Origin of the sequence: Phenylobacterium sp. (assembly GCF_025351295.1) — a bacterium.
GTDB lineage: Bacteria > Pseudomonadota > Alphaproteobacteria > Caulobacterales > Caulobacteraceae > Phenylobacterium.
On sequence record NZ_JANXWD010000083.1, the window covers coordinates 1 to 22,151 of the forward strand.

Below are 22,151 nucleotides of genomic sequence, written 5' to 3' on the forward strand. Positions count from 1 at the left end.
CGGCGGCGGCCCTGGGCGTGGCGCCGGCGACCCGGGCCTGGGCGGCGGACAGCGACCTGAAGACGGCGGCGCGGGAGGCCTGGCTCTATGGCCTGCCGACCATCGAGATGGCCGGCACGCGGGCCCGCGCCCTGGCCGGCCCCGCGTCTCCGGGCGTCAACCGCTTCGCCCATGCGCGGCGGCTGGCCACCTCGGAGTCCCGTGCGGTCACCGCCCCCAACAACGACACGCTCTATTCCAGCGCCTGGCTCGACCTCACCCGGGGGCCGGTGACCCTGACCATCCCGCCCACCGGCGACCGCTATATCTCCATCGCCGCCATGAACATGTTCAGTGACAACGACGCGGTGCTGGGCACGCGCGCCACCGGGCGCATGGGCGGCCGCTTCACGCTGGTGGGTCCGGGCGTGGCGACCGAAGGGCCGGGCGTGGTGCGGATCGCGACGCCGCATGCCTGGCTGCTGGCCCGCACCCTGGTCTCCGGCCCGGACGACCTGCCGGCGGTCCACAAGGTGCAGGACGCCCTGATCCTGGACGGGCCGACGGGCATGACCTATCCGCCGGTGGTGGGCCGCGACGCCCCGGCGCTGGACTATTTCACCTCGCTGGCCGCTCTGCTGGAGTCGGACCCGCCGCCGGCGCGGGACGCGGCGTTCTTCCGCGCGGTCGGGTCCCTGGGCCTGACCGCCGCGGGCGGGTTCGACCGCGCACGGTTCGATGCGGCGGCCGGGGCCCGGATCGAGGCCGGGGTCGCCGAGGCCAAGGCGGCGGTGCGCGGCGGGCCGCGGATGACGGCGGTGCAGGGCTGGAACTATCCGCCGGCCAACCTGGGCGTCTACGGGACCGACTATCGCTTCCGCGCGGCGGTGGCCCTGGCCGGCCTGGCCGCCCTGCCGCCGGCCGAGGCCACCTACCTGCACCCGGTCGGCGAGGACGGCCGGATGTTCAAGGGTCCCGGCCCTTACCGGCTGCACTTCCCGCCGGGCGGCCTGCCGCCGGTGGACGGCTTCTGGTCGCTGACGATGTACGAGGCGACCCCGCAGGGGCAGTACTTCCTGGTCCCCAACCCGGCCGGCCGCTACTCGATCGGCGACCGCACGCCGGGCCTGACCCCGAACATCGACGGCTCGCTGGACATCTGGATCGCCCGCGCCGACCCGGGCGGCGCGCGCTCCGCCAACTGGCTGCCGGCGCCGGCGCTGGGGCCGTTCACGCTGAGCCTGCGAGCCTATCTGCCGCACAAGGAACTGCTCGACGGCCGTTACCGCCTGCCGGCGATCACCGCCGCCTGACCTTGACTCCAAGGGGTCCGGGCGGCATAGACGCCGCCTTCCAGCCGCCGGGGTCCGCCTCGTGTGGCTGGATACCTATGACGGGTGATGCGAAGCCGCCGTTGCAATCGCGTTCTCTTCAAGAGGACGCCGGCCCGCGTCGAACAGAGAGCTATCCATGTCCAAGCGCCACAGCGCCAAGTACAAACTCGACCGCCGGATGGGCGAAAACATCTGGGGCCGCCCGAAGTCCCCCATCAACAGCCGCGCCTATGGCCCCGGCCAGCACGGCCAGCGCCGCAAGTCCAAGGTCTCGGACTTTGGCCTTCAACTCCGCGCCAAGCAGAAGCTGAAGGGCTACTACGGCAACATCACCGAGAAGCAGTTCGTTCGCATCTACAAGGATGCCGCCAGCCGCAAGGGCAACACCTCGGAGAACCTGATCGCGCTGCTGGAATCCCGGCTGGACGCGATCGTCTACCGGTCCAAGTTCGTGCCGACCCCGTTCGCGGCGCGCCAGTTCGTCAACCACGGCCACGTTCTGGTGAACGGCAAGCGGGTGAACATCGCCTCCTACCGGGTGAAGCCGGGCGACGTGGTCTCCGTGCGCGAGCGCTCGCGCAGCATGGCCCTGGTGCTGGAAGCGCTGCAGTCCGGCGAACGCGACACGCCCGACTACATCACCGTCGACACCAAGGCGATGGCCGCCACCTTCGTCCGCACGCCGGACCTGGCCGAGGTCCCGTACCCGGTGAAGATGGAGCCCAACCTGGTCATCGAATTCTACGCGTCCTAACCGGCGCCCGATCCCGACCCGAATTGGGAAGGCCCCGGAGCGATCCGGGGCCTTTTGCGATTCCGGCGTACTACGCGACGCTCAAGGGATCGTCTGCAGGGTCTCCCGTCGGCGACTGCCGCGCATCGAGCGCGTACCATTCGACCTTCAAGAACCTGGGGTCGTGTCTCAAGCCCTCGTTCAGTTTGGTCAGGAACGCCGCATAATAGGATAGATCGAGGTCACGCTTGCGGACAAAGATTCCTACCATGGCTTCCACCTGCAGGATGAAGCAGCCCGAATCTCCTTGAATCTCCAGCCATATCCGCTTGCCGCTTATGCGAACGTTCAGATCCCAGCCATGCTCGTCCATGCACTCAGGCGACGATACGTCATAGCCGTGATTCCTGAGAATCTCGGCGATTGCTTCAGCAGCCAGGCGTCCGCCAAAAACGACGACCCTCTGGTCCTCCCAGACGTGGTCGTCGGGCAAGACAGTGGCGCATTCCGCATAGGACTTAAGCATCATCATTCTTCGTCACCGAATGGGATGGCTCCGGCAATTCCGCCGCCGGCAATCGCCCGCCTCGTAGCGTTCGGCGTACCATGCCAACGTTGCTGTAGGGGGCCGTATTCCTTGAGACCGAGCCTGCTGCCGACCCAGTTACCTCCCTCGGAAAGGCCCGCGCGGCGGAAGTGCGGGTCCACCTTGTAGTGCAGTTCGTACATGTCCCCCCGGCTGATGCCGGGGGGCTTCAAGACATTGAAGGCGCTGTCTGAAATCCATTGAGGGACCGGTCCGCCGCCCAGCCAGTCGGGCAACCCTTTTCGACGCGGCAAGAGCGAGTGGTGGCCCATCCCTTTGTAAGGCTGTGCAAGGTACTCAGCCTCAACTGGTGAGAACCCTTGCTTCGTATATTTGGCGATGCGGCTAAACTTGGACATCGCCCCAAGCTCCGCAGTCGCCTTCAGTTCGCCGGCGCCCGCGAGGTACGGAAGCACTTCCATCGTGACTTCCCCTTCACGTCGGCCAAGTCCGAAGTTGCGACTAACTTCACCCGACAGTGTGGGGGCGGTGGGCGTCGCGCTTGGATCGGTTTCGCGCCTCAGCCTACCGCCCGCTTCGGAGAGCCGCTGAATTGCGGCGCCGGGATCGGTGACCGCTTCTTTCGCCGAGCTCGCCATCGCACCTATTCCGCCGAATAACCGGTCCCAGCCCGCCTCGCCGACCGGGTGTCGGAAGGCGTCTGTGGGGTCGAACACGCGACCAGCGAGCACGGCGCCATCGAGCAGTTCATGCCCCATATGGACTGTGCCGGTGACCAATCCCGCGGCATCGCCCGCCGTGTAGGCAGCATCACCTGCGAGGATTCGCACGGGGCCGCTGTCTCCCGCGCGCTGCAAGGCTGTCTGCGCCTTCCGCTGAATGTCGCCAATGGCGCGCCTGGAGCTCTCAAGAAGATCGCCCGTGGGGCGGGAGTCCTTCATCTGCAAATGTGGGGATTGCGATGTGCCCGAATGCGCGGCGGGAAGTTGTGAGGGACGCGCCGCCCGCGTTTGCGAGATGCTCTGCTGTTTGGCAAACTCGCGCAATTCTGAAGTCGTTTGCGCGAGCGTATCCTGCCCGTCTCGAATGGCTTGGCGATAGAACTGGTGGCTCCTCGCCTCGAGTTCCGCCACGCCGTGGGCCAAGTCGGCCTGACGATCGCGACTCCACTCCTCCATGCTGCCGAGGCCGGCGCGCAGACGATCCTTGAGACCAATGCCCATTTGCTCCCCCTAAATGTCGATTAGGCGGGGCGAATGCCCGCCAGCCGTAAAGCACTATGGCTCAAAGCGAACCGAAACACAAGAACAAAAAGTGAACACGTGTCCTCATTAGGGGCCCGCCCCGCCACGCCGCACCGGCGGACCGCCAGACGCCCGCGCAGCACTTCGATAGGAACCGCGAGGCGCGCGAGTTCCTCATTCTCGGTTCTCCGCGATGGCCTTTTGCGTTCCCCGCTGCTGTGGTCAGGTCGGCCGATGGATCGCAGGCTATTCGTGCTCTCGGCTCTGGCCGTGTCCGGATGCGCGGCCGGCGTGCGCCTCACGCCCTCACCGGCTGCCTTGCCCGAACTGGAGCCGCTCTACCGCGCCGACGCCGGGCGCGAGGCGATCACCATCAGCGTGGCGTCGAACGGCTGCACGGCCAAGGTGGACTTCACCTTTTACGTGGAGCGTAAGGGCGACACGGCGCGGTTGGCGTTTGCGCGCAGGCGGGTGGACGCCTGCAAGTCGTTCGCCATGGGCCGGACAGAGCTCAGCTTCAGTTGGGCCGAACTGGGCGTGGCGCGGCGGGGGTCCGTGGTGCTGCTGAACCCGCTCGTCGCCTGGACGGGGCCGGGGGCGTAGGGGCGGCGGGGAACTCGACGCCGCTGCGGGGCAGGGCCTGGGGCAGCTCGCGCTGCAGCCAGGCGATCGCCTGCTCGCGGACCTCGGCGCGCAGCTCGGTCGACTCGGCGGCGTTCCTGGCGCTGACCCGGCAGCGGACCTGCAGGTCCTTCTCGAAGATGTCGTTGACCAGCACCTTGACCAGGCGGCCGTCCCAGTGGGGCGAGGCCTTGACGATATCCTCGATCGCGGCGCGCAGCCGGTCCATCGGCACGCGCTGATCGACCCGCAGCATGACCTCGCCGATCAGGTCGGAGGCCTCGAGCGTCCAGTTCTGGAACGGCTGCTCCAGGAAGTACTTCAGCGGCACGATCATGCGGCGCAGGTCGGTCAGGCGGATGACCACATAGGTCGACTTGATCTCCTCCACATGGCCGAACTCGCCGCCCACGGTGACGGCGTCGTCGATGCGGATCGGCTGGGTGAAGGCGATCTGAATGCCGGCCATGATGTTCGACAGCACCGGCTGCAACGCCAGGCCGACGATGATGCTGGCCGCGCCGCCGGCCGCCAGCAGGCTGACCCCGATCTGCTTCACGCCCGGCACCGTCATCAGCGCCATGGCCACGGTGACCACCAGCACCAGGACGTTCAGCGAGCGGCGCAGGATGCGCGTCTGGGTCAGCAGCTTGCGGGCCTGCAGGTTGTCGTCGACGTCGGTGCGGTGGCGGCGCAGGTAGACGGCGGTGACGATGTCCAGGGCGGTCATCAGCGCCCAGCCGACCAGCACGATGAAGGCCACCAGCAGGACATGCTGCAGGGTCCCCTCCACCCGCGGCGCGACCGGCGCGATCTTCAGCGACCAGCTGAGCGCGCCGACCAGCATGGCGAACCGTCCCGGCGCCTGGGTGCGGATCAGCAGCGAGCGGGCGAAGTCGCTGCGTTTGCGCATCTGCCGGGTGAGCCCGCGGACGATCCAGCGGTGCAGGACGATCGCCGCGCCCAGGGCGGCGGCGATCAGCACCAGGCCGATGGACCAGGGCGGGATCCAGGTGGGCACAATGGACAGGTCGAGGTTGGGGGCGGGCACGGGACAATAACCTGTGAGACGACCTGCGGGTTCATCCGCGGCCTTAGGTGAACACCTCGGTGATCCAGTCCGGAACCCGGCGCGGTCGGCCGGTGGCCTGTTCGATCAGCACCCAGGTGGTGTGGACCTGGGCGCACATGGCGCCGTCCGGATGGTCGAGGCGGATGAAGCGGTCGAAGCGCGGGCCGTTTGCGGCGTCCGCGACCCAGGTGCGCCCGTGGGCGGTCTCGCCCAGCTTCAGCTCGCGGCGGTAGTCGACCTCGTGGCGGAGCGCGATCCAGGCCCAGGTCGATTGCGCCTCGGCCGGGGCCCGCGAGCGCCAGTGGGCGATGCCGATGTCCTGGGCCCAGCGCAGATAGACCACGTTGTTCACGTGGCCGTTCTCGTCGATGTCGGCGGGCGTGGGCTCGAACGCCAGCTGGAAGACCTGGCGGCCTTCGGGCGGCCCGAGCAGTCGGGTCACGCCTCCAGGACGCCCTGCTCTTCCATGAGGGTCTTCAGCTCGCCGGACTGGAACATCTCCTTGATGATGTCGCAGCCGCCGACGAACTCGCCCTTCACATAGAGCTGGGGGATGGTCGGCCAGTCGGAGAAGGCCTTGATGCCCTGGCGCAGCGGCTCGCTCTGCAGGACGTCGACGCCGACGAAGTCCACGCCCAGATGGTCGAGAATCTGCACCGACGTCGCCGAGAACCCGCACTGGGGCCGCTCCGGCACGCCCTTCATGAACAGGATCACGGGATGGTCCGCCACCGCCTTGGCGATGAACTCGTGGACGGGATCGGCGGTCTTGGCTTCGGACATGGGGTCGCCCCTTCGGCGCGAATGTTCAGACCAAGAGCTAGGGAGCCTGTCCCTCGCGGTCAAGCGCGTCAGGCCGGTGCGGCGGTCTCAAGCGCCAGCGCGTGCAGTTCGCCGCCCATCCTGCCCTTGAGCGCGGCATAGACCAGCTGGTGCTGGCGCACCCGCGGCAGCCCCTTGAACGCCGTCGAGACGATGCGGGCCTTGTAGTGGTCGCCGTCGCCGGCCAGGTCTTCGATGGCGATCTCGGCGTCGGGGAAGCCTTCGCGCAGGGCGGCTTCCAGGTCGGGCTGGGACATGGGCATGGCCCCGACTTAGGCGCTCCGTGGCCGGGCCTCAAGCCGTGCGCGCGAAGTCCATGGTCCAGTTGGTCTCCCAGGTCTCGCCGCCGTCGTAGGAAAACGCCTGGCTCCAGCGGGCCGAGGCGGCGGCGATCGCCTCCCAGACATAGACCACCTTGACCGGCCGGCCATCGTCCACGTCCTCGCCATGGAACCGGCCGATCCCGTTCTCGAAGTGGCCGAAGACCGGTTCCTGCAGGGTCCCGGCCTGGCTGTTGACCCAATAGACGCCCCACTGGCGCTGCGCGACATCGAAGGTGCGGAAGGTCAGGCCCTGGAAGCCGCGCTCCGGCATGTCGTTCTCGTCGACATTGCACAGCCCGCCCATCAGGCTCTGGCAGAAGGCGGTCCCCTCGAACTGGTCCCAGTCGTCGGCGCCGACGCCCCGCGCCGTCAACCGCCGATGCGTCACCGCCCACCGGCCGTAAAGGAACAGGAAGTCGCGGCGTCCATCGTCGTAGGCGTCGTAGGCCATCGGCTGTCCCTCGGGTTCGAAGGACAGGTCTAGCCGCCGCCTGCTGACAGCGGCGTGTCAGCATGACGTCCTCTCCCCCGCGAACCGAGAGGGAGAGGACGTCTGAGCGTCAGTCGATGATCGACGAATAGATGATGCTCTTGAGCTGGCCGCGGAAGTTGAAGGTGCCCGAGGGCATCAGCTGGGTCATGAAGACCATCGACAGGTCCTCCTTCGGATCGACCCAGAAGATGGTCGAGGCCGCGCCGCCCCAGTAGTAGTCGCCCGACCCCAGGCTGCCGGTCGCCACCTCGCTCATGGTGGAGGCGAAGCCCAGGCCGAAGCCGACGCCCTCGTTGGCGGTCTCGGAGAAGCCGCCGATGGCCACCTGGGTCAGGTCCTTGCCCCCCGGCAGGTGGTTCATGTGCATCATGTCGATGGTGCGCGGGCCCAGCACCCGATGGCCGTCGAGCTCGCCGCCCCGGCGCAGCATCTCGCAGAACCGCAGGTAGTCGCCGGTGGTCCCGGTGAGGCCGCCGCCGCCCGACTTGAAGCCGGGCTCCTTGGTGAACTCGGAGGTGTCCGGGTCGTCCATCAGCTTGAGCCGCTTGTCGGGACCGCGCTCGTAGTTGGCGGCGAAGCGGTCCTTCTTGTCCGGCGCCACGAAGAAGCCGGTGTCCTTCATGTCCAGCGGATCGAAGATCACGTCCTGCAGATACTGTGCGAAGGGCTTGCCGGAGATGATCTCCACCAGGGCGCCGCAGACGTCGGTGGCCAGGGAGTACATCCAGGCCTGGCCGGGCTGGTAGCGCAGCGGCACCTGGCCCAGCTTGTCCATGAACTCCTGCATGGTGTCGGCGCCGCCCACGGAGCGGACCTTGAGCGCGCGGTAGATCTTGTCGATCGGGTGCTGAATGCCGACGCCGGGCAGGCCGCCGCCATAGGTCAGGCCGGCCGTGTGGCTGAGCACGTCGCGGAAGGTGATCGGGCGCCCGGGCGCCTCGGTGACCATGTCGTCGCCCTCGCCGGAGACCCAGACCCGGTGGGCCTTCCAGGACGGGACGTAGCGGCTGACCGGATCGTTGAGCTGGAAATAGCCCTGCTCATACAGGGTCATCAGCGCCACCGAGGTGATCGGCTTGGTCATCGAATAGATGCGGTAGATGGTGTCGTCGCGGGTGGGCTTGTTGCGCTCGCGGTCCATCTGGCCGAACGACTTGAGGTAGGCGATGTGGCCGTGCCGCGCGACGCTGACCTGGCAGCCGGTGATCTTGCCGGGGCCGATGTAGTTGCGCTCCAGGTGCTCGCCGATCCGCTCCAACCGGGTCGCGTCCAGGCCTGTCCACTGGGATTGGGCGTCCATGAATTCCTCCGGCGGTCTGGTTCTTGTCGTGAATGTCGCCATCATGGACGCTTAAGGCGGAGATCGCCAAGAGGTGAGGAACGGGATGGACGAGCTGGAAGCCCTGGCGGCGGAGATCGGCGAGGCGCTGAAGGCTCGCGGCGAGAAGATCGCGGTGGCGGAGAGCTCCTCCGGGGGGCTGATCTCGGCGGCGCTGCTCAGCGTGCCGGGCGCCAGCGCCTACTACCTCGGCGGGGCGGTGGTCTACACGCCCAAGGCTCGGGTGCTGCTGACCGACATCCCGCGCGAGGCGCTGGAGGGCATGCGCTCGTCCAGCGAGCCCTATGCGCTGCTGCTGGCGCGCACGTCGCGCGAGCGGTTCGGGGCGACCTGGGGGATCTCCGAGACCGGGGCGGCGGGGCCGACGGGCAACGGCTATGGCGATGCGGCCGGTCATACCTGTGTGGCGATCTCCGGCCCGGTCGAGGCCGTGCTGACGATCGAGACCGGCTCCAGCGACCGCAGCGCCAACATGCGGGCGTTCGCGGCCGGGGCGATGGAGCTGCTGAAGCGGGCGCTGGCCGACTAGGCGCTTGCCTTAAGTTGAATTCTTGTTCATTATAAGCCATGCGTCAAAAGGACGAAGCCAAGGCGCAGGACATCCTGCGCGCCACGCTGCACGAGGTGCAGGCGGTGGGACTGGCTGGACTGTCGATCGAGGCGGTGGCGCGCCGGGCCGGCATCGCGACGGGAACTGTGTACACCTACTTCAGGGGCAAGGACGCCCTGCTGGACTCCCTCTACCTGCACACCAAGACGGCGTTCTCCGACTTCGTCCTGCGGGACGACGGGTTGCCCCTGCGCGCCGCGTTCACGCGGATGACCAAGGCGTATCTCGACTATATCATTGAACATGAAGCCGAAATTATCTTCATGGGGCAGATGGCGAATTCGCCTTATGTGACGGAGCAGACCCGCGAAGCCGCGGCGCTTGGCGCCCGGCCGGTGGCGGCGATGCTGGAGCGTGGCAAGCTCGAGCAATTGCTCAAGGACCTGGACACCGCCTGGATGATGGCCTTCGTCGGCGGAACCATGAAGGCCATGGCGCCTTTGGCGGCGGGCATGTCGGCGGCTGGCTACGCCGCCTTCCAGGAGAGCGTCGCGACGCTCTGCTGGGACGCGCTCAAGGCGTAGCCGCTTCGCTATGCGTAGAAATTGAATTTCAATTCGCTTTGGAGGATTTCCATGACCAAGACCATCTTCATTACCGGCAGCTCCACCGGCCTGGGCCGGGCCACGGCCCTGCTGTTCGCCAGCAAGGGCTGGACGGTGATCGCCACCATGCGCAACCCGACCAGCGAGACCGAGCTGACCAAGGTGGTCGGGATCACCGTGCTGCCACTGGATGTGACCGATCCGGCCCAGATCGCGGAGACCGCCAAGGCGGCGCTGGCGCTGGGTCCCATCGACGTGCTGTTCAACAATGCCGGCTATGGGCTGGCGGGCGCTTTCGAGGGCGCGACCGACGACCAGCTTACGGCCCAGCTCGACACCAACCTGCTGGGCGTGATGCGGGTGACCCAGGCGTTCCTGCCGTCCATGCGCGAACGGGGCCAGGGTGCGATCGTGACCACCACCTCGATTGGCGGCCTGATCACCTTCCCGTTCAACTCGGTCTATCACGCCGCCAAATGGGGCCTGGAAGGCTGGAGCGAGGGCCTCGCCTTCGAGCTTGAGCCGTTCGGCATCCGGGTGAAAACCGTGGCCCCTGGCGGCATGGCTACCGACTTCGCCAGCCGCTCGCTGGTGCTGTCCATGCACCCGGCCTACGCGGCCAGCATCGCCAAGACCATGGGCGCTTTCTCCGATCCTGTTCGGCGGTCGCAGTCGTCGACCGCCGAACAGGTCGCCGAGGTGGTCTATGCGGCGGCCACCGACGAGACCGACCATGTGACCTTCGTGGCCGGCGCGGACGCCAAGGCCGACTACGGCCAGCGGCTGGCGCTGGGGATCGACGCCTTCCGCGCCGGCATCCGCACCCTGTTCATGGGGACGCCGCCAGCCGCCTAAAGCGTCGGGTCCTCGCTGACGCGGACCAGCATCTTGCCGAAGTTCCCGCCGCGAAGCATCTCCGCGAAGGCGGCGGGAATGGTCTCCAGCCCCTGGCGGATGTCCTCGCGGTAGCGGACCTCACCCGAGGCTACCCAGGCGCCCATGTCGCGCAGGAAGGTGTCGTGGTGGCCCTCGACATAGTCGCCGACGAACAGATTCTGCACGGCGACGCTCCGGGCCTTGGCGCGCCGCGCCTCCTCCGCGCCGGCGTTGGCGTCGGGGGCGTCGCCGTAGTGAGCGATCAGGCCGCAGATGGTCATCCGCGCCCCGGGGTTGAACAGTGGCAGGACCGCATCGAACACCGCACCGCCGACGTTCTCGAAATAGACGTCGACGCCGGCCGGGCAAGCGGCGGCGAGGTCGGCCGCGAAGGTCGGGCTGAGGTGGGAGACGCAGGCGTCATATCTCAGCTCGCCGGTGACGTAGTCGCACTTCTCCTGGCGGCCGGCGATGCCGACCACGCGGGCGCCGCGCAGCCGCGCCAACTGGCCGGCGATCTGGCCGACGCCGCCCGAGGCCGCGGAGACCACGACGGTCTCGCCGGGCTTGGGGTCGCCTTGCAGAATCATGCCGGCGTAGGCGGTCAGGCCCAGCATGCCCAGCACCCCCACCGCTTGGGAGATGCGGCCGAGCGCCGGGGCGAGCTTGCGCGGGACCATGTAGGTGGGCCGCGGCACGTCGGCGCCCATCAGGCCGTACTCGGCCCAGCCGTTGGTGCAGAACACGAAGTCGCCGGCGCTGAGACCCTCGATACGGCTCTCGACCACCTGGGCCACGGTGCGGGCATGGCAGGGCGCGCCGGCCGGCTCGACGCGGCGGCGCTTGTAGCCCCACTGGTAGGGGTCGAGGGAGACATAGAGCGTCCGGGTCAGGGCCTGTCCGGGGCCGGGCGTCGGGACCGGGCCTTCGCGAAGTTCGAAGGTGTCGGGCTCGGGCCAGGCGGGGACCGGCCTGTCGGACAGCGTCCAGTACCTGTTCATCGGCGTCTCCCGCGGCGTTGCGACTGTCTTAAGCATCGCGGGCCTGCGGTCAAAAGGCGATCTCCCGCCCATCCCAGGCCAGGAAGCCGCCGGTCTGCTCCGGCCCCAGGCCGTCGATCACAGCCAGCAGCCGCTCCGCCGCGAAGTCCGGCGTGAACAGCCGCGCGGGCGCGACGCCCTTCTGGAAGGGCTTCGACAGCGGCGTGTCGACCGTGCCCGGATGCAGCGCCACGCAGATGGCGTCCTTGCGGCGGCCGGCCAGTTCGACCGCGGTGGTGCGGACCAGCTGATTGACCGCGGCCTTGGCGGCCCGATAGCCGTACCAGCCACCCAGCCGGTTGTCGGAGATCGAGCCGACGCGGGCGGACAGCACCGCCAGCACCGCCTTGCCCTGGCGCGGCAACCGGGGCGCGAAGTGCTTCAGCACCAGGGCCGGGCCGATGGCGTTGACCTGGAAGCTGCGGGCCAGGGCGTCGGCGTCCAGATCCGCCAGGCGCTTCTCGGGCGCGAACCGGTCGCCATGCAGGAGGCCGGTGGCGACGATTACCAGCCGCGGCGCCTCGACCGTGGCCGCCGCCGCTGCGATCGAGGCCTCGTCCGTCAGGTCGAGAGGTATCGCGCCGCGGCGGGCGAAGCCATGCACGCGGCGCACCCGCGGATCGTCCGCCAGCTGCGCGGCGATGGCGGCGCCGAGCCCGCCTGAGGCGCCGACCACGACGGCTTCGAAGGGTTCGGGAAAATTGCTCATGTGGGTCGTTCGCGATCCCTGATTCCGGCTTATGTGGAGCCCGAGCCGCCATTGGAGAGCCGGGTGATTCAACCATCGCGCATCAAGATCCTGCACGACGCGCCCGCTCGGCGGGATGGCGCCTACGTACTCTACTGGATGCAACAGTCGCAGCGGGCGGGTTTCAATCCGGCGCTGGAATATGCGGTCGAGGCGGCCAATGACCTGGACCTGCCGGTGCTGGTCTGTTTCGGGCTGGCCGCGTTTCCCGAGGCGAACGCGCGCCACTATGGCTTCATGCTTGAAGGCCTGGCCGAGGTTGAGCGGCGGCTGGCCGCACGCGGCATCGCCTTCGTCATCCGCAAGAGCCCGCCCCACGACCTGGCCAGGGCGCTATCGGCCGAGGCGGCGCTGGTGGTGTGCGATCGCGGCTACCTCAAGATCCAGCGCGCCTGGCGAGCCCGGCTGCAGGCGGACATCGCCTGCCGCCTCGTCCAGGTCGAGGGCGATGTGGTGGTCCCGGTGGAGGTGGCCTCCACCAAGCACGAATATGCCGCGCGCACCCTGCGTCCCCGGTTGCACCGGGTGTGGGAGGACTACATCGACGACCTGGAGGAGCGGCCGCTCCGGCGTCGCGCGGCATCGTTGCGGGTGGAAAGCTCGATCGACCTCGGTGACATTCCCCGGGTGTTGTCGGACCTCACGATCGACCACGAGGTCGGGCGGGTGCGGCGGTTCGAGGCCGGCGAGGGGGCCGCCCGCCAGCGGCTGGGACAGTTCCTCGGCACAGCGCTCGACCGCTATGGGGCGGAGCGCGGGAAACCGGAGGCGGGCGTCGCCTCGCACATGAGCCCCTACCTGCATTTCGGCCAGATCTCTCCGGTCGAGATCGCCCTGGCGGTGCGCGGCACGCCGCCCTCGGAAAGCCGCGCCAGCTACCTGGAGGAGCTGATCGTGCGGCGCGAACTCTCTATGAACCACGCCCATTACGCGCCCGCCTACGACAGCTATTCTGTCCTGCCGGACTGGGCGCGCAGGACCCTGGCCGACCATGCGAGCGACGTGCGCCCCCACCTCTACAGTCGCGCGCAGTTCGAGAGCGCCGAGACCCACGATCCCTACTGGAACGCCGCGATGCGGGAGATGCGGTCGACCGGGTACATGCACAATCACCTGCGGATGTACTGGGGGAAGAAGATCCTGCAGTGGTCGCGCGATCCTCAGGAGGCCTTCGAGACCACACTGGCGCTGAACAACCGCTGGTTCCTGGACGGACGGGACGCCAACTCGTTCACCAATGTCGGCTGGATCTTCGGCCTCCACGACCGCCCCTGGGGGCCGCAGCCGGTGTTCGGCACGGTGCGCTCGATGGGGGCGAACACCTTCAAGAAGTTCGATGCCGAGGCCTATGTCAGGTCTGTAGCGCATCTGGAAAAGTCGGAGGGGATCTAGGCGAGGTCTGAATTCCCTGTCGCGCGGCGCCTGCAACCGTATTGACGCCGGCGTCGGTCTTCAGTCCAGATGGCGGCCATGAGCATTCAACCCGAACTCCTGGACATCGTCGGCGAGATCGATTTCGACCCCGACGCGCTGCACGCCCGATATCTCGCCGAGCGCGACAAGCGGCTGCGCGAGGACGGCATCGGCCAGTACGTCGAGGTGAAGGCCGAATATTCGCACTACATCGACGATCCCTACGTCGATCCTGGCTATACGCGCGAGCCGGTGTTCGACGAGGTGGAGTTCGCGGTGATCGGCGGCGGGTTCGGCGGCCTGCTGATGGGGGCGCGGCTGCGCGAGGCCGGGTTCGAGAGCATTCGCGTGGTGGAGAGCGCCGGCGACTTCGGCGGCACCTGGTACTGGAACCGCTATCCCGGCGCCATGTGCGACGTGGAATCCTACGTCTACCTGCCGCTGCTGGAAGAGCTCGGCTACATGCCGAAGCACAAATATTCCTTCGCGCCGGAAATCCTGGAGCACAGTCGCAATATCGCCCGGCGCTACCGGCTCTACGACGATGCCCTGCTGCAGACCTCGATCACCGAGCTGCGCTGGGACGAGGGCGATCAGCGCTGGATCGTCAGCACCAACCGCGGCGACCGGTTCAAGGCGAAGTACGTCGGCATGGCCAACGGGCCGCTCAGCCGGCCGAAGCTGCCCGGCATCCCGGGCATCGACACCTTCAAGGGCCATACCTTCCACACCAGCCGCTGGGACTACCGCTACACCGGCGGCGACTCGGCGGGCGGTCTCACCGGCCTGAAGGACAAGCGGGTCGGGATCATCGGGACGGGGGCCACGGCGATCCAGTGCGTGCCGCACCTGGGGGAGTGGGCCAAGGAACTCTACGTCTTCCAGCGCACGCCCTCGTCGGTGGACGTGCGCAACAATGCCCCCACCGATCCAGCCTGGGCGGCCTCGCTGGCCCCCGGATGGCAGGCGCGCCGGATGGAGAACTTCAACATCCTGGTCAGCGGCGGCGACCAGGACGAGGACCTGGTCCACGACGGCTGGACCGACATCTTTCGCAACCTGACCGGCAACGCCGCCAAGGAGGCGTCGCGCAAGCTGGGCCGGCGGCTGACCGGCGGCGAGAAGGCCGAGCTGATGGCCCTGGCCGACTACCGCAAGATGAACCAGGTGCGCGCCCGCGTGGACACGATCGTCGAGGACCCGGCGACGGCGGCGGCGCTCAAGCCCTGGTACCGGCAGTTCTGCAAGCGGCCGTGCTTCCACGACGAATACCTGCAGACCTACAACCGTCCTAACGTCACCCTGGTCGACACCCACGGCCACGGCGTCGAGCGGCTGACCGAGCGTGGCGTCGTGGCGAACGGGGTGGAATATCCGCTCGACTGCCTGATCTTCGCCACCGGGTTCGAGGTGGGGACATCGTACACCCGCCGCGCCGGCTACGACATCGTGGGCCGGGGCGGGGTGACCCTCTCCGAGCACTGGGGCGAGGGCCTGCGCACCTTGCACGGCCTGACGGCGCACGGGTTCCCGAACTGCTTCTTCCTGGGCTTCACTCAGACGGCGATCACCATCAGCGTGCCGCAGGCTCTGAACGAGCAGGCCAACCACGTCGCCCACATGGTCAGCGAGGCCCGCGCCCGCGGCGCCGAGGCGCTGGAGCCGACCGCGGAGGCCGAGGAGGCCTATGTGCAGGAGGTCCACAGCCTGGCCCGCGTGGGCCGCCGCTTCTACGAGGAGTGCACGCCCGGCTACTACAATTCGGAGGGCCAGTCGGGAAACCGCGCCGGGTTCTTCTCCGACATGTACGGCGCCGGGCCGCTGCGGTTCTTCGAGATTCTGAAGGCTTGGCGGGACGACGGCATGCCGGGGCTGTCGCTGCGCTGACGCCCCTTACTGGGAGGCGCCGCGCGCCTCGATGCGGACGATGTCGACCAGGATGTCGCCCTGGACGATGTGCATCAGGTCGTAGCGGTCCAGGGTGGGGTCGATGTGGCCGGGGGCGAAGGCGACCCGCTCGCCGCGGCTGACCGGCTGGCCAACGGGGCGGGCGAGCATGCCGTGTTCGTCGCCAAAGAAGCGGAACGCCGAGGCGGCGAATTTCGGGGTCAGGGGCTCGGGCGTCGGTCCGTCGGTGGAGAAGGCCTTGAGGCCGGCGTCGACGGTGACCCACTTGGGGTGGTTGGCGCTGATCACGGTGGCGGCGATGGCGAGCGACTGCTCGAAGGCGCCGTCCGGATCGGCCTTCAGCGCGTCGCGGTATTCGCGGTCCATGAAGGCGAAGGAGCCGGGCTGGATCTCGGTGAGCACGCCCTGGGCCGCGTCGGCGGCGAAGGTGCCGGTGCCGCCGCCGGTGACGAGGTCGAACACCGCCCCGGTCGCCCGGATGGCCGCCAGCACGACCTTGAGCCGCGCCATGCCGTCGGCGACGGCGGCGGCGCGGGCGTTGGCGCCCTCCATATGCTGCCAGTTGCCGCCGTAGCACTGCACGCCGAGCAGCCGCAGGTTCGGCTGTGCGGCGATGGCCCGGGCGACCTCGGCGGCCTGGTCGGCGTCGTGCACGCCGGTGCGGCCCAGGCCGGGGTCGACGTCGATCAGCACCTGGATCGGACCGGTCGCCGCCGCGGCCAGTTCGGCGACCCCGTCGGCGTGGTCGACGACGATCCGGAAGTCTGGGATCGCGGCGGCGAGGCGCGCGGCGCGCTCCGCCTGCAACGGGCCGGCGACGGGCGAGGTGACCAGGATCGCGCCCACGCCCGCGGCGGCCATCGCCTCGGCCTCGGCTAGCTTGGCGCAACACACGCCGACCGCACCGGCCGCGATCTGGCGCCGCGCGACGAAGCCGCACTTGTGGGACTTGGCGTGCGGCCGCAGCGCCAGGCCGGCCCGGGCGGCGCGGGCCGCCATCTTCGCGAGGTTGCGGTCGAAGGCGTCGAGGTCGAGCACCGCGGCCGGTGTCGGGATCGCGTGGGCGGAGCCGGGCTGGCCAAGGACGGCCAGAGCAGCGGCGACGTGGGGCTTGTCGGCGAGGAGGCCGAGGGTTTCGCGAACCGCGTGCGTAGTCATGACCCACCTGTTCCGCTCATCCCCGCGCAGGCGGGGACCCAAGCGGTGTCGAGACATCCTATGCGTATTTGGATCAAGCCAAACTCAGCTTGGGTTACCGCCTGCGGGGGAAGGAGCGGAATTTGGATCTACTCGCCCATGAACGCTGGCATCCAGCCTTCGTGGGCGGTTCGAAGTTCGGCCAGCGGCAGGTCGAGCGCGCCGTCGATGCGGATTGCCTCGCCGACGACGTCACCCAGGATGGCGGCGGGGACGCCGGCTTCGCGGGCGGCGATCAGCAGGGGCGTCGGGTCGGGCAGGGCGGCCAGGTAGCGGGCCTGGTCCTCGGCGAACAGCTGGACCCAGGCCTGGCCGTCCAGGCGCACGTCGCAGCCCAGGTTGGAGGCCAGGCACATCTCGCCCAGCGCCGCGATCAGGCCGCCGTCGGAGAGGTCGTGGACGGTGCGCAGGTGTCCGGTCTCGATCAGGCGGCGGATCACGTCGCCCGTCTTGCGCTCCAGGGCCAGGTCGACCGGCGGCGGCGCGCCGTCCTCGCGGCCGAGGATTTCGCGCAGGTACATCGACGCGCCGAACTCGCCGTGTGTGGCGCCGACAAGCACCAGGACGTCGCCCGTCCGCATCGAGGCGAAGTCGGCGCGGTGGCTGTAATCGGCGATCAGGCCGATGCCGCCGACCGTGGGCGTGGGCGGGATCGCCGCGCCATTGGTCTCGTTGTAGAGGCTGACGTTGCCGCTCACGACCGGGAAGTCCAGCACGCGGCAGGCCTCGGCCATGCCTTCGATGGCGCGCACGATCTGGCCCATGATCTCGGGCCGTTCGGGGTTGCCGAAGTTGAGGTTGTCGGTGATCGCGATGGGCAGGGCGCCGACCGCGGTGAGGTTGCGCCAGGCCTCGGCGACCGCCTGCTTCCCGCCCTCGTAGGCGTCGTTCTGGACGTAGCGCGGGGTGACGTCGGAGGTCATGGCCAGGGCCTTGCGGCCGCCGTGGACGCGGACGATCCCGGCGTCGGCGCCGGTGGCGCTGTCTTCCAGGGTGTCTGCCATGACGTGGCGGTCGTACTGCTCCCAGAGCCAGCGCTTGGACGCCATGTCGGGGGCGCTCATCAGCTTCAGGACGGTGGCCTTGAGATCGGCGGGGGCCGGCAAGTCTTTGGCGCTGAGGCGCGGCGGCGGGGCCGGCGCGGTCCAGGGCCGGTCGTACAGCGGGGCGTCGTCGAACAGCGGCGCAAGGGGCACGTCGCAGACGGTCTCGCCCTTGTGCTTCAGCACCAGATGGCCGGTGTCGGTGGTGTGGCCGATGGTGGCGGCGTCCAGTCCCCACTTCCTGAAGATGCGCTCGCCGTCGGCCTCGCGGCCCGGTTTCAGGACCGCCAGCATCCGCTCCTGGCTCTCCGACAGCATCATCTCATAGGCGGTCATGCCCTCCTCGCGCTGGGGCACGGCGTCGAGGTCGAGCTCGATACCGACCTCGCCCTTGCCTGCCATCTCCACGGAGGAGGACGTAAGTCCGGCGGCGCCCATGTCCTGGATCGCCGCCACGGCGCCGGAGGCCATCAGTTCCAGGGTCGCCTCGATCAGCAGCTTCTCGGCGAAGGGGTCGCCGACCTGGACGGTGGGGCGCTTCTCGTCGGAGGCGTCGTCGAATTCCTGGCTGGCCATGGTGGCGCCGTGGATGCCGTCGCGGCCGGTCTTGGAGCCGTAGTAGACCACCGGCAGGCCGGGCGAGGGGGCGGCGGAGTAGAAGATCTTGTCCGCGTCGGCCAGGCCCACGCACATGGCGTTGACCAGGATGTTGCCGTCATAGCCGCGGTGGAAATTGGTCTCGCCGGCCACGGTGGGCACGCCCACGCAGTTGCCATAGCCGCCGATGCCGGAGACCACGCCGGAGACCAGGCGTTTGGTCTTCGGATGGCTGGGATCGCCGAACCGCAGGGCGTTCAGCAGCGCGATCGGCCGGGCGCCCATGGTGAACACGTCGCGCATGATGCCGCCGACGCCGGTGGCCGCACCCTGGTAGGGCTCGATGTACGAAGGGTGGTTGTGGCTTTCCATCTTGAAGATGCAGGCCTGCCCATCGCCGATGTCGATCACCCCGGCGTTCTCGCCGGGGCCGCAGATCACGCGGGGACCGGTGGTGGGGAACTTGCCCAGGTGCCGCTTGCTGGACTTGTAGGAGCAGTGCTCAGACCACATCACCGAGAAGACGCCCAGTTCGACGTCGTTGGGCTCGCGGTTCAGCCGCGTGATGATGAGGGCGTATTCGTCGGGCTTCAGCCCGTATTCGGCGGCCTTGTCGGCCAGGGACTTGGAGGGCGCGGCGCTCATGGCGCGCTTCTAGCGGGACTCTCCGGCCGGCGCGATAGGGGCCGAGGGGGACGGGCGCCCGACGCGCAGAGTTCACACAACCTGCCTAATACACGGACGGACGCGCTCATCTCGCGCGGCGTGCCGCGTGTGAGTTGACGGGGTGGCGGCGCACGCCTCCAGATTGTGCGATCGACGGGAGACCTGCGATGGCGAGCGAGCGGCGGCTGCTGAAGGCCCTGGTGCTGCAGGGCGGGGGCGCGCTGGGCGCGTTCGAACTGGGCGCGATCCGGGTGCTGCTTGACGAGCGGGGGTTCCGGCCCGACCTGATCGCAGGGGTGTCGATCGGCGCGGTCACGGCGCTGTTGCTGGCGCGTCCGAAGAACGGCGACCCGCTGGCCACGCTGGAGGCCTTCTGGCGGGAGGTGGCGATCCGGGCGGACTGGCTGATCGAGCCGCTGCGCGGCTACGCCTCGGTGTTCGGCAATCCGCGCTTCTACCGGGCGCGAACCGACATCTGGCAGATCGCCAGCTGGACCAGCATCTATGAGACGGGTCCGCTGCGCGAGACCCTGGCGCAGCTGGCCGACCTGGAGGCGCTGGCCGATCCGGACGCCATGCCCCGGCTGCTGGTGACCGCGACGGACGTTGGCGCCGGCCAGATCCAAGCCTTCGACAGCGGCGACGGCGGCATGACCCTGGACCACATCCTGGCCAGCGGCAGCCTGCCGCCCTCGTTCCCGATGACCCACTTCGGCGGCCGCGCCTATTGGGACGGGGGCCTGTTCGACAACACCCCGCTGGGCGAGGTGATCGCCCGGCTGGACCCCGCCCTGGCGTGCAAGGCGGAGCGCGCGGTGGTGGTGGTGAACCTGTTCCCCAACGAAGGCGCCGTGCCCACCGACCTGCAGCAGGTCAGCCAGCGGATGATGGGCCTGACCTTCGCCAACAAGACCGCGTCTGACCTGAAGCTGCTGCGGCGCTTCAATGCAGTGGCGGCACTGCTGGAGGCCATCCGCGAGGATCCCCGCTGGGCCGACCTGGAGGCCTCCGAGGCCTTCACGGCGGCCGACAAGGGCTACATCGAGGTGCCCAACGTCGTCGAGATCACCCGGTCCGGCGCCCTGCAGGCCGGCGCCTGGAGCGACTTCTCGCCGGCCACCATCGCGGCGCTGGCGAAGCTCGGCGAAGCGGCGGCGCGGACGGCGTTCGAGGCTGGAGTTGGCCTCCCAAGTTCCGGCGCGGATGAGCGGGCTTTGGCAGGTTAACCGGCCCGCAGGATGGCCAGCGACTGTTCCGCCAGCGCCGCCGCGCCGTTCACCCCCTCGCGGCCGTCGCTGGCGGCGTTGCCGGCCAGGACCCGGCGGTAGACGCCCTGGCTGATCGAGGCCAGCCGGAAGATGCCGAACGCCATGTAGAAGGCCCAGTCGTCGATCCCGGCCCGGCCGGTGCGGCGGCAGTAGGCGGCGACGTAGGCCTCTTCGGTGGGGATGCCGCTTGCCGCGAAATCTACGCCGTCCAGGCTGCCCCAGCCCGGCGAGTGCGAGCGCCAGATGAAGGCGTTGTAGCCGATATCGGCCAGTGGATGGCCGATGGTGGAAAGCTCCCAGTCCAGCACCGCGATGATCCGCGGCTCGGTGGGGTGGTACATGACGTTCTCGAGCCGGTAGTCGCCATGGGCGAGGGAGACCGACTGGTCGGCGGGGATACGGGCAGGCAGCTCGGCGATCAGGGCGTCCATGGCCGGGATGGCCTCGGATTCGGCGTCCTTGTACTGGCGGGTCCAGCGGGCGACCTGGCGCTCGAAGTAGTTGCCGGGCCGGCCGTAGTCGCCGAGGCCGACCGCAGCGAAGTCCACGCCGTGCAGCTTGGCCAGGGTGGCGTTCAGGTCGTCGTAGATGGCGGCACGTTCGGCCGGGGCCAGGCCCGGGAGGGTCGCGTCTCGGAAGATGCGGCCTTCCAGGTAGTCCATCACGTAGAAGGTGACGCCGATGACCTCGGGGTCCTCACAGAGCGCGCGCATCACCGGCACGGGGATGTGGCCGTGCAGCGCCTTCATCGCCCGGTACTCGCGGTCCACCTGGTGGGCGCTGGAGAGCAGTTGCCCCGGGGGCTTCTTGCGCAGGACGTAGCGGTGGCCGTCGCCGGCGGTCAGCAGGAAGGTGGGGTTCGAGGCGCCGCCCTGGAACTGCTCGACCTTGAGCGGGCCGACGTAGCCCGGCACCGCGTGGGCCATCCAGGCGGCCAGCCTGGCCTCGTCGAAGCGGTGGGCGGGACGGACGGGGATGGCGGCGCTGGTGACGGTCATGGTCCGCTTTCGTTGGGGCGGCGGGATGCTGGGGCGCTGCCGCAACGGCATTCAACCGTGACATTCGCCATCCGTCCGCCCACTTCTGCGCCATCCTGCATCATCGAGTCGGCCAGCACGAGGCCAGGGGCGAGGGAAGACATGGAAGTCGAGATCGGCGCGGAGGCCAAGGACAAGCGGCTGAACCGCCTGGTGGCTCTGACGGTGGTGGCGCTGTCGATCATCATGGGGCTGGGCCAGGTGAAGGACGGCAACATCGTCCAGGCCATGCAGCAGGCCCAGTCCGACGCGGTCGACCACTGGGGCGAATACCAGGCGACCAAGACCAAGCTGCACATCGACGAGGTGGCGCTGGCCCAGACCAATTTCCTGGAGGGGCTGGGCGGCGCGAAGGTGGCGCCCGCGACCTCGGCCGAGCGGGCCCGGCTCACCGCCGAGATGGCCAAGTACAACGCCGAGATCCCGAAGCTGCGCAAGGAGGCAATGGGGTTCCGGGACCAGTACGACGCGCTCAATGTGCACGACGACCAGTTCGACGCCTCGGACGCGTTGCTGTCGATCGCGATCTCGGTGGCGGCGGTGGCGGCCCTGGCGGACAGCGCCGGCGCGCTCTACGCCGCCTGGGTGTTCGGCGCCCTGGGCCTGGTGATGAGCGCGGCCGGCTTCTTCGGCTGGAGCCTGCACTCGGAGTTCATGAGCCGCCTGCTCAGCTAGAGTGCGTCAGGCGAAAGTGGA

At 68.8% G+C, this 22,151-nt stretch carries 23 protein-coding genes; 10 read left to right on the forward strand and 13 right to left on the reverse strand.

Annotation, left to right across the window (positions count from 1 at the left end; translation table 11 throughout):
• Together Q0R13_RS11640 and rpsD are read left to right on the forward strand one after the other, a co-directional pair.
• The coding region (locus Q0R13_RS11640) for a DUF1254 domain-containing protein (RefSeq protein WP_293904033.1) at positions 1-1,292 on the forward strand (1,292 nt) is incomplete at its 5' end.
• Positions 1,293-1,449: 157 nt separating this feature from the next.
• Positions 1,450-2,067, forward strand: coding sequence for a 30S ribosomal protein S4 (gene rpsD, locus Q0R13_RS11645; RefSeq protein WP_293904035.1), 618 nt, complete (start codon positions 1,450-1,452; stop codon positions 2,065-2,067).
• A 70-nt stretch (positions 2,068-2,137) separates the two neighbouring features.
• Here the strand turns inward: rpsD and Q0R13_RS11650 are convergent, their stop codons facing one another.
• Positions 2,138-2,578, reverse strand: a complete 441-nt coding sequence (locus Q0R13_RS11650) for a hypothetical protein (RefSeq protein WP_293904037.1) — start codon at positions 2,576-2,578, stop codon at positions 2,138-2,140.
• Positions 2,575-3,816, reverse strand: coding sequence for a hypothetical protein (locus Q0R13_RS11655; RefSeq protein ID WP_293904038.1), 1,242 nt, complete (start codon positions 3,814-3,816; stop codon positions 2,575-2,577). Before Q0R13_RS11655 ends, Q0R13_RS11650 begins: the two co-directional genes overlap by 4 nt.
• Positions 3,817-4,071: 255 nt before the next feature.
• Here Q0R13_RS11655 and Q0R13_RS11660 point away from each other — a divergent pair, with 255 nt between their 5' ends.
• Positions 4,072-4,440: a hypothetical protein gene (locus tag Q0R13_RS11660; RefSeq protein WP_293904039.1), complete on the forward strand. Its 369-nt coding sequence runs from the start codon at positions 4,072-4,074 to the stop codon at positions 4,438-4,440.
• Here the strand turns inward: Q0R13_RS11660 and Q0R13_RS11665 are convergent.
• From Q0R13_RS11665 to Q0R13_RS11690, 6 genes are all read right to left on the reverse strand, one after another.
• The gene (locus Q0R13_RS11665; RefSeq protein WP_293904041.1) at positions 4,355-5,509 is read right to left on the reverse strand and encodes a mechanosensitive ion channel domain-containing protein; all 1,155 of its coding nucleotides are present in this window, start codon (positions 5,507-5,509) and stop codon (positions 4,355-4,357) included. The genes Q0R13_RS11660 and Q0R13_RS11665 overlap by 86 nt on opposite strands.
• A 43-nt stretch (positions 5,510-5,552) precedes the next feature.
• Positions 5,553-5,972, reverse strand: a complete 420-nt coding sequence (locus tag Q0R13_RS11670) for a thioesterase family protein (RefSeq protein WP_293904043.1) — start codon at positions 5,970-5,972, stop codon at positions 5,553-5,555.
• Entirely contained in the window at positions 5,969-6,313 is a 345-nt protein-coding gene (gene grxD, locus Q0R13_RS11675; RefSeq protein ID WP_293904045.1) for a Grx4 family monothiol glutaredoxin, read from the reverse strand. Before grxD ends, Q0R13_RS11670 begins: the two co-directional genes overlap by 4 nt.
• A 68-nt stretch (positions 6,314-6,381) precedes the next feature.
• Positions 6,382-6,615: a BolA family transcriptional regulator gene (locus tag Q0R13_RS11680; RefSeq protein ID WP_293904047.1), complete on the reverse strand. Its 234-nt coding sequence runs from the start codon at positions 6,613-6,615 to the stop codon at positions 6,382-6,384.
• A gap of 31 nt (positions 6,616-6,646) precedes the next feature.
• A complete protein-coding gene (locus Q0R13_RS11685; RefSeq protein ID WP_293904049.1) occupies positions 6,647-7,126 on the reverse strand; it encodes a DUF1579 domain-containing protein in 480 nt (159 codons plus the stop codon).
• Between the two features lie 109 nt (positions 7,127-7,235).
• Positions 7,236-8,468 carry a serine hydrolase domain-containing protein gene (locus Q0R13_RS11690; protein WP_293904051.1) on the reverse strand — a complete coding sequence of 411 codons (1,233 nt, stop codon included), beginning with the start codon at positions 8,466-8,468 and terminating at the stop codon, positions 7,236-7,238.
• An 85-nt stretch (positions 8,469-8,553) separates the two neighbouring features.
• Between Q0R13_RS11690 and Q0R13_RS11695 the strand changes: the two genes are divergently transcribed.
• Genes Q0R13_RS11695 through Q0R13_RS11705 form a run of 3 tightly spaced genes read left to right on the forward strand, consistent with a single transcriptional unit; the run spans position 8,554 to position 10,517 of the window.
• Complete coding sequence (locus Q0R13_RS11695) at positions 8,554-9,036, forward strand: CinA family protein (RefSeq protein WP_293904053.1); 483 nt, start codon at positions 8,554-8,556, stop codon at positions 9,034-9,036.
• A gap of 38 nt (positions 9,037-9,074) precedes the next feature.
• Entirely contained in the window at positions 9,075-9,641 is a 567-nt protein-coding gene (locus tag Q0R13_RS11700) for a TetR/AcrR family transcriptional regulator (protein WP_293904055.1), read from the forward strand.
• Positions 9,642-9,692: 51 nt separating this feature from the next.
• Positions 9,693-10,517, forward strand: a complete 825-nt coding sequence (locus Q0R13_RS11705; RefSeq protein ID WP_293904057.1) for an SDR family oxidoreductase — start codon at positions 9,693-9,695, stop codon at positions 10,515-10,517.
• Here Q0R13_RS11705 and Q0R13_RS11710 read toward each other — a convergent pair.
• Both Q0R13_RS11710 and Q0R13_RS11715 read right to left on the reverse strand, forming a co-directional pair.
• Entirely contained in the window at positions 10,514-11,539 is a 1,026-nt protein-coding gene (locus tag Q0R13_RS11710; protein WP_293904059.1) for an NADP-dependent oxidoreductase, read from the reverse strand. The genes Q0R13_RS11705 and Q0R13_RS11710 overlap by 4 nt on opposite strands.
• A 49-nt stretch (positions 11,540-11,588) precedes the next feature.
• Complete coding sequence (locus Q0R13_RS11715; RefSeq protein ID WP_293904060.1) at positions 11,589-12,287, reverse strand: SDR family NAD(P)-dependent oxidoreductase; 699 nt, start codon at positions 12,285-12,287, stop codon at positions 11,589-11,591.
• 63 nt (positions 12,288-12,350) lie between these two features.
• On the opposite strand from Q0R13_RS11715, the gene Q0R13_RS11720 reads away from it, so the two are divergent.
• Both Q0R13_RS11720 and Q0R13_RS11725 read left to right on the forward strand, forming a co-directional pair.
• Complete coding sequence (locus Q0R13_RS11720; RefSeq protein ID WP_293904062.1) at positions 12,351-13,718, forward strand: deoxyribodipyrimidine photo-lyase; 1,368 nt, start codon at positions 12,351-12,353, stop codon at positions 13,716-13,718.
• A gap of 78 nt (positions 13,719-13,796) precedes the next feature.
• Complete coding sequence (locus Q0R13_RS11725; protein ID WP_293904064.1) at positions 13,797-15,626, forward strand: NAD(P)/FAD-dependent oxidoreductase; 1,830 nt, start codon at positions 13,797-13,799, stop codon at positions 15,624-15,626.
• A 6-nt stretch (positions 15,627-15,632) separates the two neighbouring features.
• On the opposite strand, the gene Q0R13_RS11730 is transcribed toward Q0R13_RS11725, so the two are convergent.
• Together Q0R13_RS11730 and purL are read right to left on the reverse strand one after the other, a co-directional pair.
• The gene (locus Q0R13_RS11730) at positions 15,633-16,805 is read right to left on the reverse strand and encodes an alanine racemase (RefSeq protein WP_293904066.1); all 1,173 of its coding nucleotides are present in this window, start codon (positions 16,803-16,805) and stop codon (positions 15,633-15,635) included.
• A gap of 128 nt (positions 16,806-16,933) precedes the next feature.
• Complete coding sequence (gene purL / locus Q0R13_RS11735) at positions 16,934-19,129, reverse strand: phosphoribosylformylglycinamidine synthase subunit PurL (protein WP_293904068.1); 2,196 nt, start codon at positions 19,127-19,129, stop codon at positions 16,934-16,936.
• Positions 19,130-19,317: 188 nt separating this feature from the next.
• On the opposite strand from purL, the gene Q0R13_RS11740 reads away from it, so the two are divergent.
• On the forward strand, positions 19,318-20,376 hold the full coding sequence (locus Q0R13_RS11740) for a patatin-like phospholipase family protein (protein WP_293904070.1): 1,059 nt from the start codon (positions 19,318-19,320) through the stop codon (positions 20,374-20,376).
• On the opposite strand, the gene Q0R13_RS11745 is transcribed toward Q0R13_RS11740, so the two are convergent.
• A complete protein-coding gene (locus Q0R13_RS11745; protein ID WP_293904072.1) occupies positions 20,373-21,416 on the reverse strand; it encodes a phosphotransferase in 1,044 nt (347 codons plus the stop codon). The genes Q0R13_RS11740 and Q0R13_RS11745 overlap by 4 nt on opposite strands.
• Before the next feature lie 141 nt (positions 21,417-21,557).
• Between Q0R13_RS11745 and Q0R13_RS11750 the strand changes: the two genes are divergently transcribed.
• Positions 21,558-22,130: a DUF4337 domain-containing protein gene (locus Q0R13_RS11750; RefSeq protein WP_293904074.1), complete on the forward strand. Its 573-nt coding sequence runs from the start codon at positions 21,558-21,560 to the stop codon at positions 22,128-22,130.
• Positions 22,131-22,151: the final 21 nt, after the last annotated feature.

Excerpts from the sequence above, each read along its gene's own strand:
- Q0R13_RS11740 (WP_293904070.1), top strand. The coding sequence starts at position 19,318 with ATGGCGAGCGAGCGGCGGCTGCTGAAGGCCCTGGTGCTGCAGGGCGGG.
- Q0R13_RS11685 (WP_293904049.1), bottom strand. The coding sequence starts at position 7,126 with ATGGCCTACGACGCCTACGACGATGGACGCCGCGACTTCCTGTTCCTT.
- Q0R13_RS11715 (WP_293904060.1), bottom strand. The coding sequence starts at position 12,287 with ATGAGCAATTTTCCCGAACCCTTCGAAGCCGTCGTGGTCGGCGCCTCA.
- grxD (WP_293904045.1), bottom strand. The coding sequence starts at position 6,313 with ATGTCCGAAGCCAAGACCGCCGATCCCGTCCACGAGTTCATCGCCAAG.
- Q0R13_RS11725 (WP_293904064.1), top strand. The coding sequence starts at position 13,797 with ATGAGCATTCAACCCGAACTCCTGGACATCGTCGGCGAGATCGATTTC.
- Q0R13_RS11660 (WP_293904039.1), top strand. The coding sequence starts at position 4,072 with ATGGATCGCAGGCTATTCGTGCTCTCGGCTCTGGCCGTGTCCGGATGC.
- Q0R13_RS11705 (WP_293904057.1), top strand. The coding sequence starts at position 9,693 with ATGACCAAGACCATCTTCATTACCGGCAGCTCCACCGGCCTGGGCCGG.
- Q0R13_RS11690 (WP_293904051.1), bottom strand. The coding sequence starts at position 8,468 with ATGGACGCCCAATCCCAGTGGACAGGCCTGGACGCGACCCGGTTGGAG.
- Q0R13_RS11680 (WP_293904047.1), bottom strand. The coding sequence starts at position 6,615 with ATGCCCATGTCCCAGCCCGACCTGGAAGCCGCCCTGCGCGAAGGCTTC.
- Q0R13_RS11710 (WP_293904059.1), bottom strand. The coding sequence starts at position 11,539 with ATGAACAGGTACTGGACGCTGTCCGACAGGCCGGTCCCCGCCTGGCCC.
- Q0R13_RS11700 (WP_293904055.1), top strand. The coding sequence starts at position 9,075 with ATGCGTCAAAAGGACGAAGCCAAGGCGCAGGACATCCTGCGCGCCACG.
- Q0R13_RS11750 (WP_293904074.1), top strand. The coding sequence starts at position 21,558 with ATGGAAGTCGAGATCGGCGCGGAGGCCAAGGACAAGCGGCTGAACCGC.
- Q0R13_RS11730 (WP_293904066.1), bottom strand. The coding sequence starts at position 16,805 with ATGACTACGCACGCGGTTCGCGAAACCCTCGGCCTCCTCGCCGACAAG.
- Q0R13_RS11695 (WP_293904053.1), top strand. The coding sequence starts at position 8,554 with ATGGACGAGCTGGAAGCCCTGGCGGCGGAGATCGGCGAGGCGCTGAAG.
- Q0R13_RS11745 (WP_293904072.1), bottom strand. The coding sequence starts at position 21,416 with ATGACCGTCACCAGCGCCGCCATCCCCGTCCGTCCCGCCCACCGCTTC.
- purL (WP_293904068.1), bottom strand. The coding sequence starts at position 19,129 with ATGAGCGCCGCGCCCTCCAAGTCCCTGGCCGACAAGGCCGCCGAATAC.
- rpsD (WP_293904035.1), top strand. The coding sequence starts at position 1,450 with ATGTCCAAGCGCCACAGCGCCAAGTACAAACTCGACCGCCGGATGGGC.
- Q0R13_RS11655 (WP_293904038.1), bottom strand. The coding sequence starts at position 3,816 with ATGGGCATTGGTCTCAAGGATCGTCTGCGCGCCGGCCTCGGCAGCATG.
- Q0R13_RS11650 (WP_293904037.1), bottom strand. The coding sequence starts at position 2,578 with ATGATGATGCTTAAGTCCTATGCGGAATGCGCCACTGTCTTGCCCGAC.